The sequence below is a fragment of the Promicromonospora kroppenstedtii genome (assembly GCF_044389675.1).
Lineage (GTDB): Bacteria > Actinomycetota > Actinomycetes > Actinomycetales > Cellulomonadaceae > Promicromonospora > Promicromonospora kroppenstedtii.
In genome coordinates this window covers 1-16,104 of the sequence record NZ_JBIRYI010000003.1, presented here as the reverse complement: position 1 = coordinate 16,104, position 16,104 = coordinate 1, and the positions used below count along the sequence as shown (strand labels likewise).

Here is a 16,104-nt window from a genome sequence, read left to right as displayed (position 1 = left end):
CGCTTCTCCGAAACTGCTCAGCCCGCGGGCCGCATCCAGCTCTTGACGAAGCAGACGGGCGCGGCCACGGGCCGCGTCCGCCGCCGGTACACGGTCGGGGAGACGCCGACGACGTCGCGGAACGTGCGGCTGAACGTGCCCAGGCTGTTGGAGCCCACCTGCAGCGCGATCTCCGTCACCGGCGTGGCCGTGTTGCGCAGCAGCGCCATCGCGCGCTCCAGCCGCCGGCGCTGCAGGTAGCGGTGCGGCGTCTCGCCGAACGTCGCCCGGAAGCTGCGGCTGAAGTGGGACGGCGAGACGTGCGCGATGCGGGCCAGCGTCGGCACGTCGAGGGGCCGGGCGTAGTCCCGGTCGATGGCGTCCCGGGCGCGCAGCAGCAGCCGGTTGTCGCGCTCGCGCGGGGACATCAGCTGGCCTCCCCGAGGAACGCCGCGTACCCGTCCAGCAGGCGCGCGAGGCCGAACTCGAACAGCGTGTCCAGCGTGAGGTCGATCTCGGTGCCCGTGGCCGCCGCGAGGTGCGGGTAGCGGCGCGCGTCGGCGACGGCCTGGAGGCCGGGCAGCGTGCGGTCCATCCACTCCTCGTCGGTCAGCCCGTCGTCCTTGCGGGCCTGCACCGCCGGCTCGATGCCCACCCCCAGCCCGCGCACGAGCTGGAACACCGAGACGGTCAGGTGCATCCGCGTGTCCAGGTCCAGCCGCCGTCCGCCGACGTCGCCGAACGCGGACAGCAGCGCCTCGGTGTGCGGCAGGCCGTGCGGCAGCACCTGCGGCCGCGTCATCGACATCACGTGCGCCGCCCACGGGTGGCGCTGGAACGCCGCCCACATCGTGCGCGCGCAGACCTCCGCACGGGCCCGCCAGCCGTTCGGCAGCGGGTCCGGGAGCGGGGAGGTCGCGTACACCGTGTCGAGCATCCGGGCCAGGAGATCCTCGCGGCCGCGGACGTAGCGGTACAGCGTCATCGTCGGGATGCCGAGGTCGGTCGCGATGCGTCGCATGGAGAGCCCGCCCAACCCCTCGGCGTCGGCCGTGGCCATCGCGAGGCGCACCACGTCGTCGACCGTGGGGGCGCTCGCGGGTGGCCCACCCGCCGCTGTGCCGCCCGCCACCGTGCCGTCCGCGGCCCCGGCCGCCACCACGGTGCCCACCCCGCGCCGCACCTCGACGAGCCCGTCGCGGCGCAGGGCGTCGAGCACCCGGCTCGCCGTGGCCATGGCGACGCCGTGCTCGGCGACGATGCGGCGTGTGGACGGCACCGGAGCGCCGGGGGCGAGCTCGCCCGACCGGATGCTCGCGCGGATCTCGTCGGCGATGCGCTCGGACGTGCTGGTCATCTGCGGCTCCCTGTACTCGCGCTGTACTAGTGCACCCGGGCGGCTTCTCGCTGGCGTGCGAGCCGCTGAACTGGGCGTTCGCGAAGTGCACTACCTGGTGCACTACCGCTTCCTTTACCCAGCATAGGACGGTTCGTACGGTGTACGAAACCGCTCGCCGAACCCGGCGGGCCCAGTCTTCGAACAGGGAGAGCCATGACCCACGTCCTCGTCTCCGGCGCCAGCGTCGCCGGCCCCGCCCTCGCCTTCTGGCTCCGCCGCTACGGCTTCGACGTCACCGTGGTCGAGCGTGCCCCCGCGCCCCGCCCGGGCGGCCAGGGCATCGACGTGCGGGGCGCCGCCCGCGCCGTGCTGGACCGCATGGGCATCACCGAGCAGGTCCGCGCCGCCCACACGGGCGTGAAGGGCATCGCCTACCTCGACGCCGCGGGGCGGCGCACCATGGAGCTGCCCGCCGAGATGTTCGGCCACTCGGGCGGCGTGATCGCGGACATCGAGATCCTGCGCGGCGACCTCATGCGGATCATCATGGACGCCGCCGACGGCGTCGAGTACCTCTTCGACGACAGCGTCGTCGCGCTCGATCAGCGGCCCGACGGCGTCGACGTCACCTTCGAGCGGTCCGCCCCGCGCCGGTTCGACCTCGTGGTGGGTGCGGACGGCGTCTTCTCCACCACGCGCCGTCTGGCCTTCGACGGCGCCTGGCGGGCCGTCGACTCCGGGTACCACCGCGCGGTGTTCACCGCCGAGCCCGCGGGCGGCGCCGACACCTGGGGCCTGGACGGCTGGGAGCTGTTGTACCCGATGCCGGCCGGCAACGGCGTCGGTGGGCGCAACGTGCTCCTGTACCCGGCGCACGGGGGTGCCCGCGGCATGGTGCACTTCGCGGGGGACCCGCTCGAGTACGACCGGCGCGACGTCGCCGGGCAGAAGCGTCTGGTCGCCGGCGTGCTGGCGGGGGAGGGCTGGGAGGTGCCGCGCCTGCTGGCGGTGATGGAGCGCGCCGACGACTTCTACTTCGACCGGCACGTGAGGATCGAGATGCCCTCGTGGCACCGCGGGCGCGTCGCGCTCCTGGGCGACGCGTGCACCGCCGGGTCCGTCGGCATGGGCACCTCGCTCGCCCTGGTGGGCGCGTACGTGCTGGCGGGCGAGCTCGCGCGGGCGGGCGGCGACCCCGCCGTGGCGTTTCCCGCGTACGAGGCGCTGGTCCGGCCGTACGCCGCCGTCAACATGAAGCAGCTCCCGGGCGGCGCGCGGGGGTTCCTGCCGCCGTCGCGGTTCGAGATCCGGGCCCGCACGGCGGTGATGGGTGCGCTGCTGAGGACGCCGCTGGCGAGCATGATGATGGGCGGCATCGACAAGGCGGTGGACCAGATCGCCCTCCCGGACTACGCGGCCCTGGCGGTCGGCCGCTAGCCGCGTGGTTGACCACAGCAGGTGCTGCCGGAGGAGGCCCAGTTCTGGCAGCGACTGCTGTGGTCAACCTTGACCCGATCGGTGGTTAAGTGATTTAGTCACTTCCATGACTCAAGGTAGAGCCTCCTTCTCCGAGCAGCTCGCGGACGACATCGTCCAGCTGATCCGCTCCGAGAGCCTCGGCCCCGGCGACGTGCTGGAGTCCTCCCGCGACCTGGCCAAGCGCTTCGCCGTCACGACGCCCACCGTCCGGGAGGCGCTGCGGCGGCTGGAGGCCACCGGCGTGGTCGAGCTGCGGCACGGCTCCGGCACCTACATCGGCCCGGGCATCGAGCGGTCCGTGCTGGCCAACCCCCACCGGCCGCACATCACGCGCTCCTCGGTGATCGAGCTGGTCCAGGCCCGCCTGGTGATCGAGCCCGGTATCGCCGCGCTCGCCGCGAGCGCCCGCGACGCCGCCGCCCTGCAGCGGCTGGAGGCCGCGGCCGCGACGGCACTGCAGCCGCCGGTGCACGGGTTCCGGCCGGCGCTGAACTTCCACGTGGAGCTGGCGGCGGCGTCGGGCAACGGGCTGCTGCGCGAGACGGTGGAGGCGCTGCTGCACGTGCGGGCGTCGGAGCAGACGGAGATCCGGTTCCGGTACGACGACCGGCAGCGCGACCACGCGGAGCACCTGGAGATCCTGGCGGCGGTGCGCGACGGCGACGGCGCGGCCGCGGAGCACCTCACGCGGGTGCACCTGACCACGATCCGGGAGTCGCTGGACGCGGCGGACTTCGGGGAGGCGGCGCCGTGAGCGTCCCGTTCCGCCTGGCGGAGATGACGACGGCGGAGGCGGCGGACGCGGCCGCGCGCGGCACAGTGGTGCTGATCCCGGCCGGTGCGCTGGAGCAGCACGGCCCCGGCATGGTGCTCGGGACCGACCTGGTGCGGGCCGAGGGCGTGGTGGCCCAGGTCGCCGCGAACCTGCCCGGCGGGGTGGTGGTGGGCCCGTCGATCCCCGTGGGGGTCTCGCCGCACCACATGGCGTTCGCGGGCACGGTCACCCTGACGACGACAACGTTCGCCGCCGTCGTGCGGGAGTACGTGACCAGCCTGCACCGGCACGGCTGGACCCGGTTCCTCGTGGTCACCGGGCACGGGGGCAACAACGCCACGCTGACCACGGTGGCGCAGGACCTGCTCGTGTCCCACCCGGGGGTCCAGCTCGCCTGGTCGCCGCTGACGTCGCTCGCCGGCGACGCCGTGGCCGCGATGGATCCGAGTGCCGTACACGGGCACTCCGGCGAGGCCGAGACCGCGCAGATGCTGCACCTCGCGCCGCACCTGGTGCACACCGACCGCCTGGAGGCGGGCACCACCAGCCCGGACCAGCTCGACGACGTCTCCCGCACGGCGCGCCGCCACGCGCAGCCCGCCCTGACCCTGCCGTACGACCGGCTCAGCCCCAACGGCGTGCTCGGCGACCCGCGCCGGGCCACCGCCGAGGACGGCGCCGCGATCGTCAAGGCGATCGTCGACCGCATCACGACCTTCCTGACGGAGTGGCCGCCCGCGTAGCGCCGGCACACCACCGAACAGCAGAGCAACCCCCACCGCACGCACCTGGCCCGCCGGGTGTCCGCTCCGCCGTGCCCGCAGCCGCGGGCCGGCGCCCAGAAAGGACTCGCATGTCAACGACGACAGCAGCACCCCGACCCGCCCGGGAGGGCCGACGTCGGTCCGCCCGGCGCGTGGCGCTCCTCGCCGCCGCGGCGCTCGCCGCGGCGACCGTGGCGGGGCCGGTCGGCGCCACGACGGCGTCCGCCAGCCCTGGTCCGCGCTCCGCGGGCTGCGGCACCGATCCCGGGCAGGAGCCCGGCACCAGCGTGCTGCGCACCCTGACCAGCGACGGCCGTGAGCGCACCGTGCAGCTCCACCTGCCGGACGGCTACCGCGGCGACCGGGCGTGGCCCGTGGTCCTGGTCTTCCACGGCCGGGGCAACACGGGCGCGGGCACGGAGGCGTTCTCCGGGCTGGACGCATTGCCCGCGATCGTCGCGTACGGCAACGGTGTGGTCGGCACGGGCGATGGCGACCGGCAGGCCTGGGAGGGCGCGCCCTACTCGGCCCCCGGCGTCGACGACGTCGCGTACACGAACGACCTGCTGGACTCCCTGGAGCGGGACCTGTGCGTGGACCCGCGGCGCGTGTACGCGACGGGCAAGTCCAACGGGGCGGGCTTCACGGGCATCCTGGCGTGCGAGCTGTCGGACCGGATCGCGGCGATCGCGCCGGTGGCCGGAGCCTTCTACGGCACGGGCCACCCGGACTGCGACCCGGCGCGGCCGGTGCCGGTGATCGACTTCCACGGCACGGACGACGTGACCATCCCGTACGCGGGCGACCCGGACCGCGGCCTGCCGGCGATCCTCGACTGGACCGGCGGCTGGGTGCAGCGCAACGGGTGCACCGAGGGCCCCGACGTCGAGGAGACGGCGTTCGACGTCACCACGACCCGCTGGACCGGCTGCGACCGGGGCGCCGAGGTGACGCACGTGGCGGTGCTCGGCGGCGGGCACACCTGGCCGGGGGAGGACAGCTACTCCGGCGGCGGGTACGCGACGCACAGCATCGAGGCGCACGAGGTGCTCTGGGAGTTCCTGGCCGACGAGCGGCTGCCGGTGCGGTTCCTCGCCGGGGCCGACACGGGGGCGGCGTCATGACCGCGACCTCGAAGCGGACCGCTCCCGGCACCGAGCCGGACCGCCTGCCGCGCGTGCTGCGGGCGCTCGCCGTCGTCGAGCGGCTGGGCAACGCCCTGCCGCACCCGTTCTGGCTGTTCTGGATTCTGGCGGCGATCCTCGGCGTGACGAGCGCCGGGCTGGCGGCGGCGGGCGTGTCCGTGGTCTCGCCTGCAGACGGCGAGACCGTGGTGGTGCAGAACCTGCTCAGCGGCGAGGGGCTGGCCATGGCCGTGTCCACCGCGGTGGACAACTTCGCGACGTTCGGACCGATGGGCACCATCGTCGTGGTCATCATGGGGGTCGCCATCGCGGAGCGCACCGGGTTCTTGTCGGCGGCAATGAAGGTCTCCGTCTCCCGGGTGCCGGTCTCCTGGGTGGTGTTCGCCGTCGCGTTCGCGGGCACCGTCTCGCACGTGGCCAGCGCCGCGGCGTACATCATCCTGGTGCCGCTCGGCGGGCTGGCGTTCCGGGCGGTGGGCAAGTCGCCGATCCTCGGCGTCGTCGTGGCGTACACCTCGATCGCCTCGGGTTACGACGCGAGCCCCGTCCCGACGCCGAACGACGCGATCTTCGCGGGCATCACCACGGAGGCCGCGCGGATCATCGACCCGAACGCGTACGTCTCGCCGGTGAGCAACTGGTACTTCAACATCGGCTCCTCCCTGCTGCTGGCGATCGTGATCACCCTGGTCACCAACCTGGTGCTGGCCAAGCGGCCTGATCTGGGCGCGGATCCTGACGCGGACCTCGACGACGTCGCAGGCCTCGAGCTCTCGCCGCGGGACAGGAAGGCGCTGCGGGTCGCGCTGCTGTCCGGCCTGGCGGCGATCGTGCTGATCGCCGTGGCGGTGCTGCTGCCGTCGTCCCCGCTGCGGGGCGAGGGCGGGAGCCTGACCGAGTCGCCGTTCCTGGACGGCATCGCGGCGATCGTGGCCGTGCTGTTCGCACTGGTCGGCATCGTGTACGGATGGCGGTCCGGGGAGATCACCAGGGCGGGGGACGTGCCGCGCCTGATGGCCGAGGGCGTGCGGCAGATGGCGCCGGTCCTCGTGCTGTTCTTCGCCATCGCGCAGTTCCTGGCGTACTTCGACTGGACGCACATCGGCGACGTCATCGCGGTGAACTCGGCGGAGGCGCTGGAGACCAGCGGCGTGCCGATCTGGGTGGTGTTCCTGGCGATCCTCGCGCTGCTGTCCGTGGTCAACGTGCTCGTGACCAGCGGCTCGGCCATGTGGGCCATCGCGGCGCCCGTCGTCGTGCCCATGCTGATGCTGCTCGACGTGCCCGCCGAGACCACGCAGGCCCTGTTCCGCATCGCCGACTCCGGGTCCACGGCGATCACGCCGATGAGCCCGTACTTCATCATGGCGCTCGGGTTCCTGCAGCGGTACCGCAAGGACGCCGGCATCGGCACCCTGGCCTCGTACACGCTGCCGCTCGCCGTGTGCATGACGCTGGCCTGGACCGCGCTGTTCTTCGCCTGGTGGGCGCTGGGCATCCCGCTCGGGCCGGGGGCGCCCGTGCGCTGACGCCGCCGGTGCGCCGACGCACACGTGGCCCCGCCGTCGTCCCTCACCGGGCACGACGGCGGGGCCACGGTGATGATGTCCGGTGATGAACGCGATCCTGCTGCTGCCCGCCGGCATCGTCCTGCTCAACGTGTTCGCCCTGGCGCTGGTGCTGCTACGGGCCCCGCTGTTCCGCCTGCCGGTGTACTGGCCGATGGTGCTCAACATCGGGCTGTCCGTGGCCCCGGCCGTGGTGCTCGGCATCGGGCTGCTGCTGGTGCTGGGCATCATCACGTTCGTGCCGAACCAGGCGCTCATGCTGACCGTGATCGCGCTGGTGCTCCTGGTCTGGGTGCTGCTGCTGCCGAACGCGGCCTACCTGGTCACCGAGCTGAACTTCTCCCACCGGCGGCCCACCGACGACCCGGCACCGCTCTGGTACGACATCGTCATGGTGCTGTCCCTGGCGCTGTCGGGCGTGCTGAACATGCTGATGAACGTGCTGCTGGTGCAGTTCGCCTACGTGCTGATCGTGCGGCCCAACGACGACGACCCCTACCGGCAGCCCGACTCCTGGGTGCTGGTCGGGGTCACCCTCGTGCTGGTGAGCGTGGGCGTCTACCTGGGGCGGTACATCCGGTTCAACTCCTGGGACCTGCTGCACCCCTGGTCGTTCGTGCGCAAGCTCGCCGAGCACTTCCGCGTGGCGGCGCACTGGCGGACGCTGGCCGGCTTCGTCGTCGTGCACACGCTGTTCTTCGGCCTGATGTACGTGCTCGTGGTCGCGCCCGTGGTGCTGATGGTGGCCGCCGTCTCGCGGTGAGGCGGCGGCCACCGAGCCGTCGGCTCAGTCCGGCAGGCCCGCGACCGCGAAGTACGTGGTGCAGGCTCCACCCTCGGACTCGTACCCCGTGGACAGCTCCAGCAGCTCACCCCGCTCGGGCAGCGCCAGCAGCGTGGGGCTGTAGTTGGGGCAGTAGTTGTTCCACGGGTCGAGGATGCCCACCGGCGCCTCCGCCGTGGCCCAGGCGGCCTCCGGCACGCCCTCGTTGGTCATGATCGTCGACCCGCTGCCCGGCAGGACGCTCCCGTCCTTCCCGTAGAGCATCTGTCCGACGCCGAGCAGCCGCCCGTCGCGCGTGCCGTCGTCGTACCAGGAGATGTTCGGGGTGTGCCGGAAGTGCGTGCCGTCCGCCGTCGTGACCGGGCTCCCGATCTCGGTGACCGGCTGCCACGTGGTCCCGTCGGCCGAGCGGCGCGTGTAGTGCCGGCAGTCCTGCACCGGGCCGCACACCTCGTAGCTCATCAGGTAGTCGCCGTCCGGCAGCCGCCGCACCACCGGCATCCCCGGGCGCAGCCCGGAGTCGGCCAGCGCGATGACGTCCCGCAGCGGTGACCAGGTCACGCCGTCGGGCGACGTCGCCTGCACGATCACCTGGCTGTGCGCCGGCTGCTGGTTCTCGTCCGAGACGTACAGGACCAGCTCGCCATCGGGGGAGACGGCGAACTCCGGCTCCCACAGGCCCTTGCCGCCCGGCGCCGTGGCCGCCGTCGACACGTGCTCCCACGTGCGGCCCTGGTCGCGGCTGGCCCACACCGGCAGCGTCATCCGGCGCGTGGCCTCGTCCTCCTGCTGGCCCACCGACGCCGACCAGAGCAGCGTGCCCTTCGGCAGGTCGCCCACCTTGCGCGGCAGCTCGAACAGCGTCGAGCAGCACAGCCCCCGCGCCGCCCCCGGGTCCGAGACCGTGCCGACCCGCTCGAAGCTGCGGCCGGCGTCCGTGCTCCGGAAGATCGCGCCGTGCCCGGTGTCGCCGTCGAACGTGACCGTGCTGACCACGATGGTGCCGTTCGCCGCCCCCGAGTGCTCCAGGCGGACGGCCCGCGGGTACAGGGAGACACCCTCCATCAGGCGGGTCCCGTTCTCCGCCCCGCCCGGTGGCGGTTCGGCTCCGCTCGTCGCCGTGGCCGGCACGACGGCGGTGGACAGGGCGAGCGTGGCGAGGGCGAGAACGGCGAAGAAACGTCGTACGACCATGGGTGGTGCCTCTCTGATCGACTCTGATCTCGGCCTTACGCTAGTGATCCGCGGCGGGTGAGTCAACGTTGCACCAGATCGACCGGACCGCCCGTCCCAGGGGGGCAGGCGGTCCGGTCGAGCACTACCGGGCGGGGTCAGCCCGCGGCGTCGACCGCGGACTGCAGCTCCTCGATGAAGGCGGCGGCCGCCTCCTGCGGGGAGAGCTTCCCGAACTGGACCTGCTGGTTGTACCGGGACAGCATGGTCTCGATCTCGCTCGCGCCGTTCGGCGTGATGGGTGGGGCGTCGCCGGAGCGCTCGCCCACCAGCTTGGTGAAGTCGAGCAGCTTCCTCGCCGGCTCGTCGAGCGTGGGCTCGAGCGCCTCCTGGAACGCCTCGCTGGCGGGGATCCCACGGTCGGTCCCGAAGGCGCGGGCCACCTGGGGGTCGTTGACGAGGAAGTCGATCAGCAGGGCCGCCTCGGCCGGATGCTCGGACTGGGACGACGCCGCCCAGTACATCGAGGGTTTGGGGTACTGGAAGCCCTCCGGCGTGTCCGGGTCGGCGGGCCAGTCCGCCACCTCGTACTCGAAGTCGGGCGCGGCGGCGGCGATCGCGGTGAACTGGCCGGCGGCGATGAAGGCCATGGCGGTGCTGCCGACGACCGTGTCGCCCTGGTCCAGGGGTACGCCCGCCTTCTCGCTCAGGGCGGCCGCGTCCGGCGCCGCGCCCGACTCGATCCAGTCGAGCTCACGCTGCCAGTACGCGGCGACGGTGGCGGGGTCGATCGTCACGTCGCCCTCGGCGTCGAAGATCTGGTCACCGTGCTGGCGGGCGAACACCTCCAGGCTGAACGAGTCCGCCCCGAACGGGGACAGGCCACGCACCTTGCCGCCCGACGCCTCGGTGATCGCCTGCGCGGCGGCGTCGAACTCCGCCCAGGTCCACGTGTCGGTGTCCGGGACCGGCACGTCGTACTTCTCGAAGAGGCTGGTGTTCAGCACGACGCCGTTCCCCGCCACCCCGATCGGCACGGCGTACAGGCTGCCGTCGACCTCGCCGGACGCCAGCACGTTGTCCGGCAGCGAGCTCGCGTCGAGGAACTCCGGCACCGCGTCGAGGTCCAGGAGCGCCCCGCGCCCCGCGTACGACGAGAGGTAGAGCTGGTCGAACTGGACGACGTCGGGCATGTCGCCGGCCGCCGCCGTGGTCGCCAGGCGGTCCCAGTACCCGCCCCAGTCGGCGTAGGTCGGCTCGACGGTGATCCGGGGGTACTTCTCCTCGAACAGCTTGATCGCGTCGAGCGTCGACTGGTGGCGGGCGTCCGCGCCCCACCAGGTCATCGTCAGGGTCACCTCCCCTTCGCTGAGCTCCGCGTCGGCCGGGTCGGGCGCGATGCCGCACCCGGCCACGGACACGCTCAGGGCGAGGGCCGTCCCGGCCAGCGCAACCCGTCGCGCGCGTCGTTCCATCGTGGTTCCTCCTCCGGTCGAAGGTCCTCGGCTCATCACTTGCCGCCCGTCGTCGCGATGCCGCGCAGCAGGAAGCGCTGCCCGAACAGGAACACGAGGAACACGGGGATCAGCGAGACGACGCTCATCGCGAACAGGGCCCCGAAGTCGGACTGGGACTGGGCGTCGATGAACTGCCGCAGCGCGACCGGGACCGTGTAGAGGTCGGGGTCGGTCACGAAGATGAGCTGGGAGAAGAAGTCGTTCCACGTCCAGATGAACGTGAAGATCGTGGTGGTCGCGAGCGCCGGCACCATGAGCGGCAGGATCACCTGGAGGAAGATCCGGGCGTGCCCGGCGCCGTCGATCCGTGCCGCCTCGTCGAGCTCGCGCGGGATGCCGCGCACGAACTGCACCATGAGGAACACGAAGAACGCGTCGGTGGCCAGCAGCTTGGGCACGATGAGCGGAAGGTAGGTGTTGATCCAGCCGAGCTGGGCGAACATCACGTACTGCGGGATGATCAGCACGTGCACCGGCAGCATGATCGTCAGGAGCATCGCGGCGAACGCCACGGTCTTGGCGCGGAACTGCAGCCGGGCGAACGCGTAGGCCGCCATCGAGCAGGACACGAGGTTGCCCACCACGGAGCCCAGCACGACCAGGGCCGAGTTGAGCAGGTAGCTGCCGAACGGCTTGCTCAAGGCGTTCCAGCCGTCGGGGTAGTGGCTGAGGTCGAACGTGTCGATCAGCAGCCCCGGGCTGGTGAAGATCTCGTCGTTCGGCCGCAGCGAGCTGGTTACCATCCACAGCAGCGGGTACAGCATCACGACCGCGACGAGGATCAGACCCACGTGGGCCAGGACCCGCGGGCGGCGTCGGCGGTGCTTGATGACGAGGGGGCGCTTGCCGGGCTGTGTGGTCGGTTCGGTGGTCGCGAGAGTTTCAGTCGTCATAGAACACCCAGTACTTCGAGGCCCAGAAGTTCAGGGCCGTGAACGCGCCGATGATGATGAGCAGCAGCCAGGCCAGGGCCGAGGCGTACCCCATGCGGAAGCCGGCGAAGCCTTCCTGGTAGAGGTACAGCGAGAAGAAGAGCGTCGAGTCGGCCGGTCCGCCGCTGCCGTTGGAGACGATGAACGCCTGCGTGAACGACTGGAAGCTGCCGATCAGCCCGAGCACCAGGTTGAAGAAGATGATCGGGCTCAGCAGCGGCAGCGTGATCTTGCGCAGCTGCTGCCACTTGTTCGCGCCGTCGGTCGACGCCGCGTCGTAGTACTGCCGCGGGATCTGCCGCAGTCCGGCGAGGAAGATGACCATTGGCGCGCCGAAGGTCCACACGTGCAGCACGATCAGGGTGCCCAGCGCGGTGTCCGGCTCGGCCACCCAGGCGGGACCCTGGATGCCGAACAGGCCGAGGAACGCGTTGACCAGGCCTTCTCCGCCGAACACGAGGCGCCACAGCACCGCGATGGCGACGCTCGCACCGAGCAGCGAGGGCAGGTAGAGCACGGACCGGTACAGGGCGAGGCCGCGGATGCCTCGGTCCAGCAGGAGCGCCAGGCCCAGCGCCACCGCGAGCTGGATCGGCACCGAGACCACCACGTAGGTCAGCGTCGCGACCAGCGACCTGCCCAGCCGCTCGTCGCCGAGCATGCGCTGGATGTTCTCCAGCCCCGTGAAGTTCGGGTCCTGCAGGAGGTTGTAGTCCGTGAACGCCAGGTACAGGGAGGCGATCATCGGGCCGATCGTGATGCCGACCAGGCCCAGGAGCCAGGGCGCGAGGAAGACCGCTGCGGCCTTCGAGTCCCGGCGGCGCTCCTTGGCCAGGGCCTGCTTCTGGTCGGCGGTCAGGCCGCCGCGGCCGTCGCGACGCAGTGTCCGCAGCTCGCCGATAGCGCTCACGACGTGCGCTCCGAGCTGGCCGGACGGGTGTGCCTGCCGGCGGCGGGCCCTCCGTGAGGGGTGGTGGGAGCTGAGGACACAGATGCTCCTTCGGATCGTGTCATGCGTCTTCGCAGGTGGTGCACTCGGAATAGTGATCGTTCACTTTCCGTCCGGCGTCAACATAGTGAACGTTCACTATGCTGTCAACGCTGGTGTCGGTGGCCCGCCGGCAGCCGCGAGCGAGAGGATGGCGGAATGTCCGAGAATGCCGTGCGCCGGCCGACGATCGTCCAGGTCGCGCGCCTCGCGCAGGTCTCCCACCAGACGGTCTCGCGGTACCTGCGGCACAACGGCGGCCTCAAGCCCGACACCGTACGGCGCGTCGAGGCGGCGATCGAGGAGCTCGGCTACCGACCCAACCTGGTGGCCCGCTCCATGCGCACGCGTCGCACGGGCCGGCTCGCCGTGGTGCTGCCCGCCCCCGCGCTCCTGCTGCCGACGCGCCTGCTCAGCGCCGCCGCCGCGGTCGCGCACGAAGCGGGGTTCCTCATGGAGGTCGTCAGCGTCGAGGGCGGACCGGTGGAGCGCAGCGAGCACGCGCGGGAGCTGATCTCCTCGGGACAGGTCGAGGGCGTGCTCTCGCTCAGCTCGCTGCCCGGCCTCAGCGACCAGCCCCGGACCGCGTCCAGCGCCGCGTTCGTCGTGGTGGGGGAGTACGACGACGAGCTGCGCGGCATTGGCGAGCTCGCGGACGCCTCCGTCGTCGGCGAGATCATCGAGCATCTCGCCGCCCTCGGGCACCGGCACTTCATGCACGTCGCGGGGCCGGACGCCTGGTCGTCGGCCCGGGCCCGGCGGCAGGTGTACACCGAGGTGATCGAGCGGCTCGGGCTCGTCTCGCACGGCGTCGTCGACGGCGACTGGTCGGCGCAGTGCGGGTACGAGGCGGTGCGCGCCCTGGCCGAGGACAGTCCCGTCACGGCGGTGATCGCGGCGAACGACCCGATGGCGACCGGCGCGGTCCGGGCCGCCCTGGACCGGGGCTGGGGCGTGCCGCAGCGGCTGAGCGTCTCGGGCTGGGACGACCTGGAGCTGGGCCGGTTCGCGACGCCGTCGCTGTCCACCGTGGTCGTGGACCGCGAGGAGCAGGGGCGGGTGGCCATGGAGCGGCTCATCGCGCTGGTTCGTGGCGAGCCGGAGCCCGAGGCCGCGCGGCGGCCGCTGAACCGGCTGGTGCTGCGCGAGTCCACGGGGCCGGCGCCCGTGCCGGCCCCGGGAGCCGGATCGGCTAGCGCCGGGACCGCGTCATCATGCCGCCCTGCGCCGTGAAGCCCAGGCGCTCGTAGAACGGCATGACGGAGTCGCGGGAGTCCAGCGTGAGAGCACCCGCCGGCGAGGCGCGCCGCCTAGGATTCCTCGCGTGAGTGCTGCCCACCGGAGGAACCACCAGGTCGCCGTGCTCGTGCTGGAGGGCGCCAAGCCGCTCGACGTCGGCATCCCGGCGCAGGTGTTCGCCAACCGGCCGAGCATGCCGTACGAGGTGCGGGTCTGCGGTGCCGCGCCCGGGCTCGTGACCGGCGGCGACGGCCTCTCCTACCACGTGGCCGAGGGCCTGGACGCGCTCGAGCGCGCGGAGACCGTGTTCGTCCCCGGGTACCGGACACCGGCCGCCGCCGACCCGCCCGCCGTCGTCGTCGACGCGCTGAAGGCCGCGCACGCGCGCGGGGCGCGGCTGGCCGCCATCTCGACCGGGGCGTTCGCGCTGGCCGCGACCGGCCTGCTCGACGGCAAGCGCGCCACGACCCACTGGCACTACACCCGGGCGCTGCGCGAGCGGCACCCCCTGGTGCAGGTCGACGAGAACGTGCTGTTCGTGGACGAGGGCGGCGTGCTCACCTCGGCGGGCGCGGCGTCCGGCATCGACCTGTGCCTGCACCTGGTGCGGCGCGACCACGGCGTGGGCCTGTCCAACCATGTGGCGCGGCGGCTGGTCGCTGCCCCCTACCGCAGCGGGGGACAGGCGCAGTACGTGCCGCGCAGCGTGCCCGAGCCGCTCGGCGACCTGTTCGCGGAGACCCGCGAGTGGGCCCTGGAGCACCTCGCCGAGCAGCTGACCCTGGAGGCGCTCGCGCGCAACGCGCGGGTCTCGGCGCGCACCTTCTCCCGGAGGTTCGTCGAGGACACCGGCTACACGCCCATGCAGTGGGTGCTCCGGGCGCGCGTGGACCTGGCGCGCGAGCTGCTGGAACGCAGCGACCTGAGCGTGGAGCAGATCGCGCACCGGGTCGGCCTCGGCACCGCGGCCAACCTGCGTCTGCACTTCCACCGGATCCTGGGGACGTCGCCCACGGAGTACCGGCACACGTTCTCGTCGGGCCCGGGCGGGGACGCGTAGCTTCCAGGGCCCCGACCCGCGCGAGAGGTTCCGACAAGGGGTGGCGGGATCCTTGCGACCGGTGGCGAAACCTCTGGCGGGATCCTTGCGCACAGTGGCCTTCCAGCCGCTTTCGGGCCGGCGCCGGTGAGCGCAGCATGGTTGCTGACGAAAGGAAACCGATGACCCGCATCGCCATCAACGGCTTCGGCCGGATCGGACGCAACACCCTGCGCGCGCTGCTCGAGCGCGACACCACGCTCGAGGTGGTCGCGATCAACGACCTCACCGCCCCCGACGCCCTCGCCCAGCTGCTCAAGTTCGACAGCGCGCTCGGCCGGCTGGGCCGCCCGGTCGAGGTCGACGGCGACGAGCTCGTCGTGGACGGCCACCGCATCAAGGTGCTCGCCGAGCGCGAGCCCGGCAAGCTGCCGTGGGCGGAGCTCGGCGTGGACCTGGTGCTGGAGTCCACCGGCCGCTTCACCTCCGCCGACGCCGCCCGCGCGCACCTCGACGCCGGCGCCCGGAAGGTGCTGGTCAGCGCCCCCTCGGCCGGTGCGGACGTGACGCTCGCCTACGGCGTGAACACCGACGCGTACGACCCGGCGGAGCACGTGATCGTCTCCAACGCGTCGTGCACCACGAACGCGCTGGCGCCGCTGGCCTCGGTGCTGGACGACCTGGCCGGCATCGAGCACGGGTTCATGACCACCGTGCACGCCTACACCCAGGAGCAGAACCTGCAGGACGGGCCGCACCGCGATCCGCGCCGGGCCCGCGCCGCCGGCGTCAACATCGTGCCGACCACGACGGGCGCCGCCAAGGCGATCGGCCTGGTGCTGCCCAACCTGAACGGCAAGCTGTCGGGCGACTCGATCCGCGTGCCGGTGCCGGTGGGCTCCGTCGTGGAGCTGAACACCACGGTCGAGCGCGAGGTCACCCGCGAGGAGGTGCTGGCGGCGTACCGCACGGCGGCCGACGGCGCCCTGAAGGGCATCCTCGACTACTCCGACGAGCCGCTGGTCTCCAGCGACATCACGGGCGAGGCGGCCTCGGCGATCTTCGACTCCGCGCTGGTCCGGGTGGACGGCAAGCACGTCAAGGTCGTGGCCTGGTACGACAACGAGTGGGGCTTCTCCAACCGCGTGATCGACACGCTGGAGCTGCTCGCCCGGGGCTGAGGCCAGGAGCGCGTCGGTGCCGGACCGGGCCGGCGCCCGAACCTGGGTGATCGGTAGAACGTCAGGTGGTCGGCAGCTCGAGCTGCCGACCACCAGACGTTCTACCGATCATCCGGGGTTGGGGGGCCGCCCCGGCCCGCCCCCCCCCCCGCCCGGCCACAACCCCCGGGGGGCCGCGGCCACGCGTAGTTATACCCGGTTG

The 16,104-nt window shown here is 72.4% G+C and carries 15 protein-coding genes; 9 read left to right on the top strand and 6 right to left on the bottom strand.

Features of this window, described 5'->3' with window-relative positions:
- Positions 1 to 17 precede the first annotated feature (17 nt).
- Positions 18 to 407, bottom strand: a complete 390-nt coding sequence (locus ACH47X_RS05810) for a helix-turn-helix domain-containing protein (RefSeq protein WP_397402289.1) — start codon at positions 405 to 407, stop codon at positions 18 to 20.
- On the bottom strand, positions 407 to 1,336 hold the full coding sequence (locus tag ACH47X_RS05805; protein ID WP_397402287.1) for a GntR family transcriptional regulator: 930 nt from the start codon (positions 1,334 to 1,336) through the stop codon (positions 407 to 409). Before ACH47X_RS05805 ends, ACH47X_RS05810 begins: the two co-directional genes overlap by 1 nt.
- Before the next feature lie 195 nt (positions 1,337 to 1,531).
- Between ACH47X_RS05805 and ACH47X_RS05800 the strand changes: the two genes are divergently transcribed.
- The 6 genes from ACH47X_RS05800 to ACH47X_RS05775 all read left to right on the top strand — a co-directional run bounded on the left by ACH47X_RS05800 (position 1,532) and on the right by ACH47X_RS05775 (position 7,812).
- Complete coding sequence (locus ACH47X_RS05800; RefSeq protein ID WP_397402285.1) at positions 1,532 to 2,755, top strand: FAD-dependent monooxygenase; 1,224 nt, start codon at positions 1,532 to 1,534, stop codon at positions 2,753 to 2,755.
- 106 nt (positions 2,756 to 2,861) lie between these two features.
- Complete coding sequence (locus ACH47X_RS05795; RefSeq protein WP_397402283.1) at positions 2,862 to 3,551, top strand: FadR/GntR family transcriptional regulator; 690 nt, start codon at positions 2,862 to 2,864, stop codon at positions 3,549 to 3,551.
- Positions 3,548 to 4,315, top strand: coding sequence for a creatininase family protein (locus tag ACH47X_RS05790; protein ID WP_397402281.1), 768 nt, complete (start codon positions 3,548 to 3,550; stop codon positions 4,313 to 4,315). Before ACH47X_RS05795 ends, ACH47X_RS05790 begins: the two co-directional genes overlap by 4 nt.
- 110 nt (positions 4,316 to 4,425) lie before the next feature.
- Entirely contained in the window at positions 4,426 to 5,460 is a 1,035-nt protein-coding gene (locus ACH47X_RS05785) for an alpha/beta hydrolase family esterase (protein ID WP_397402279.1), read from the top strand.
- Positions 5,457 to 7,010: an AbgT family transporter gene (locus tag ACH47X_RS05780; protein WP_397402277.1), complete on the top strand. Its 1,554-nt coding sequence runs from the start codon at positions 5,457 to 5,459 to the stop codon at positions 7,008 to 7,010. The genes ACH47X_RS05785 and ACH47X_RS05780 overlap by 4 nt, the downstream gene beginning before the upstream one ends.
- An 85-nt stretch (positions 7,011 to 7,095) precedes the next feature.
- Positions 7,096 to 7,812: a DUF1361 domain-containing protein gene (locus tag ACH47X_RS05775; RefSeq protein WP_036963187.1), complete on the top strand. Its 717-nt coding sequence runs from the start codon at positions 7,096 to 7,098 to the stop codon at positions 7,810 to 7,812.
- A gap of 24 nt (positions 7,813 to 7,836) precedes the next feature.
- Here the strand turns inward: ACH47X_RS05775 and ACH47X_RS05770 are convergent, their stop codons facing one another.
- The 4 genes from ACH47X_RS05770 to ACH47X_RS05755 all read right to left on the bottom strand — a co-directional run bounded on the left by ACH47X_RS05770 (position 7,837) and on the right by ACH47X_RS05755 (position 12,314).
- A complete protein-coding gene (locus tag ACH47X_RS05770; RefSeq protein WP_397402275.1) occupies positions 7,837 to 9,027 on the bottom strand; it encodes a sialidase family protein in 1,191 nt (396 codons plus the stop codon).
- A gap of 137 nt (positions 9,028 to 9,164) precedes the next feature.
- Positions 9,165 to 10,481, bottom strand: coding sequence for an ABC transporter substrate-binding protein (locus ACH47X_RS05765; protein WP_397402273.1), 1,317 nt, complete (start codon positions 10,479 to 10,481; stop codon positions 9,165 to 9,167).
- A gap of 35 nt (positions 10,482 to 10,516) precedes the next feature.
- Entirely contained in the window at positions 10,517 to 11,416 is a 900-nt protein-coding gene (locus tag ACH47X_RS05760; RefSeq protein ID WP_397402271.1) for a carbohydrate ABC transporter permease, read from the bottom strand.
- Positions 11,406 to 12,314, bottom strand: a complete 909-nt coding sequence (locus ACH47X_RS05755) for a carbohydrate ABC transporter permease (RefSeq protein WP_397402880.1) — start codon at positions 12,312 to 12,314, stop codon at positions 11,406 to 11,408. Before ACH47X_RS05755 ends, ACH47X_RS05760 begins: the two co-directional genes overlap by 11 nt.
- A 288-nt stretch (positions 12,315 to 12,602) precedes the next feature.
- Here ACH47X_RS05755 and ACH47X_RS05750 point away from each other — a divergent pair, with 288 nt between their 5' ends.
- The 3 genes from ACH47X_RS05750 to gap all read left to right on the top strand — a co-directional run bounded on the left by ACH47X_RS05750 (position 12,603) and on the right by gap (position 15,902).
- A complete protein-coding gene (locus tag ACH47X_RS05750) occupies positions 12,603 to 13,676 on the top strand; it encodes a LacI family DNA-binding transcriptional regulator (protein WP_397402269.1) in 1,074 nt (357 codons plus the stop codon).
- A gap of 91 nt (positions 13,677 to 13,767) precedes the next feature.
- The gene (locus ACH47X_RS05745) at positions 13,768 to 14,742 is read left to right on the top strand and encodes a GlxA family transcriptional regulator (protein ID WP_397402267.1); all 975 of its coding nucleotides are present in this window, start codon (positions 13,768 to 13,770) and stop codon (positions 14,740 to 14,742) included.
- Positions 14,743 to 14,903: 161 nt separating this feature from the next.
- Positions 14,904 to 15,902 (top strand): type I glyceraldehyde-3-phosphate dehydrogenase, encoded by a 999-nt coding sequence (gene gap, locus ACH47X_RS05740; protein WP_397402265.1) that lies wholly within the window; start codon positions 14,904 to 14,906, stop codon positions 15,900 to 15,902.
- Positions 15,903 to 16,104: the final 202 nt, after the last annotated feature.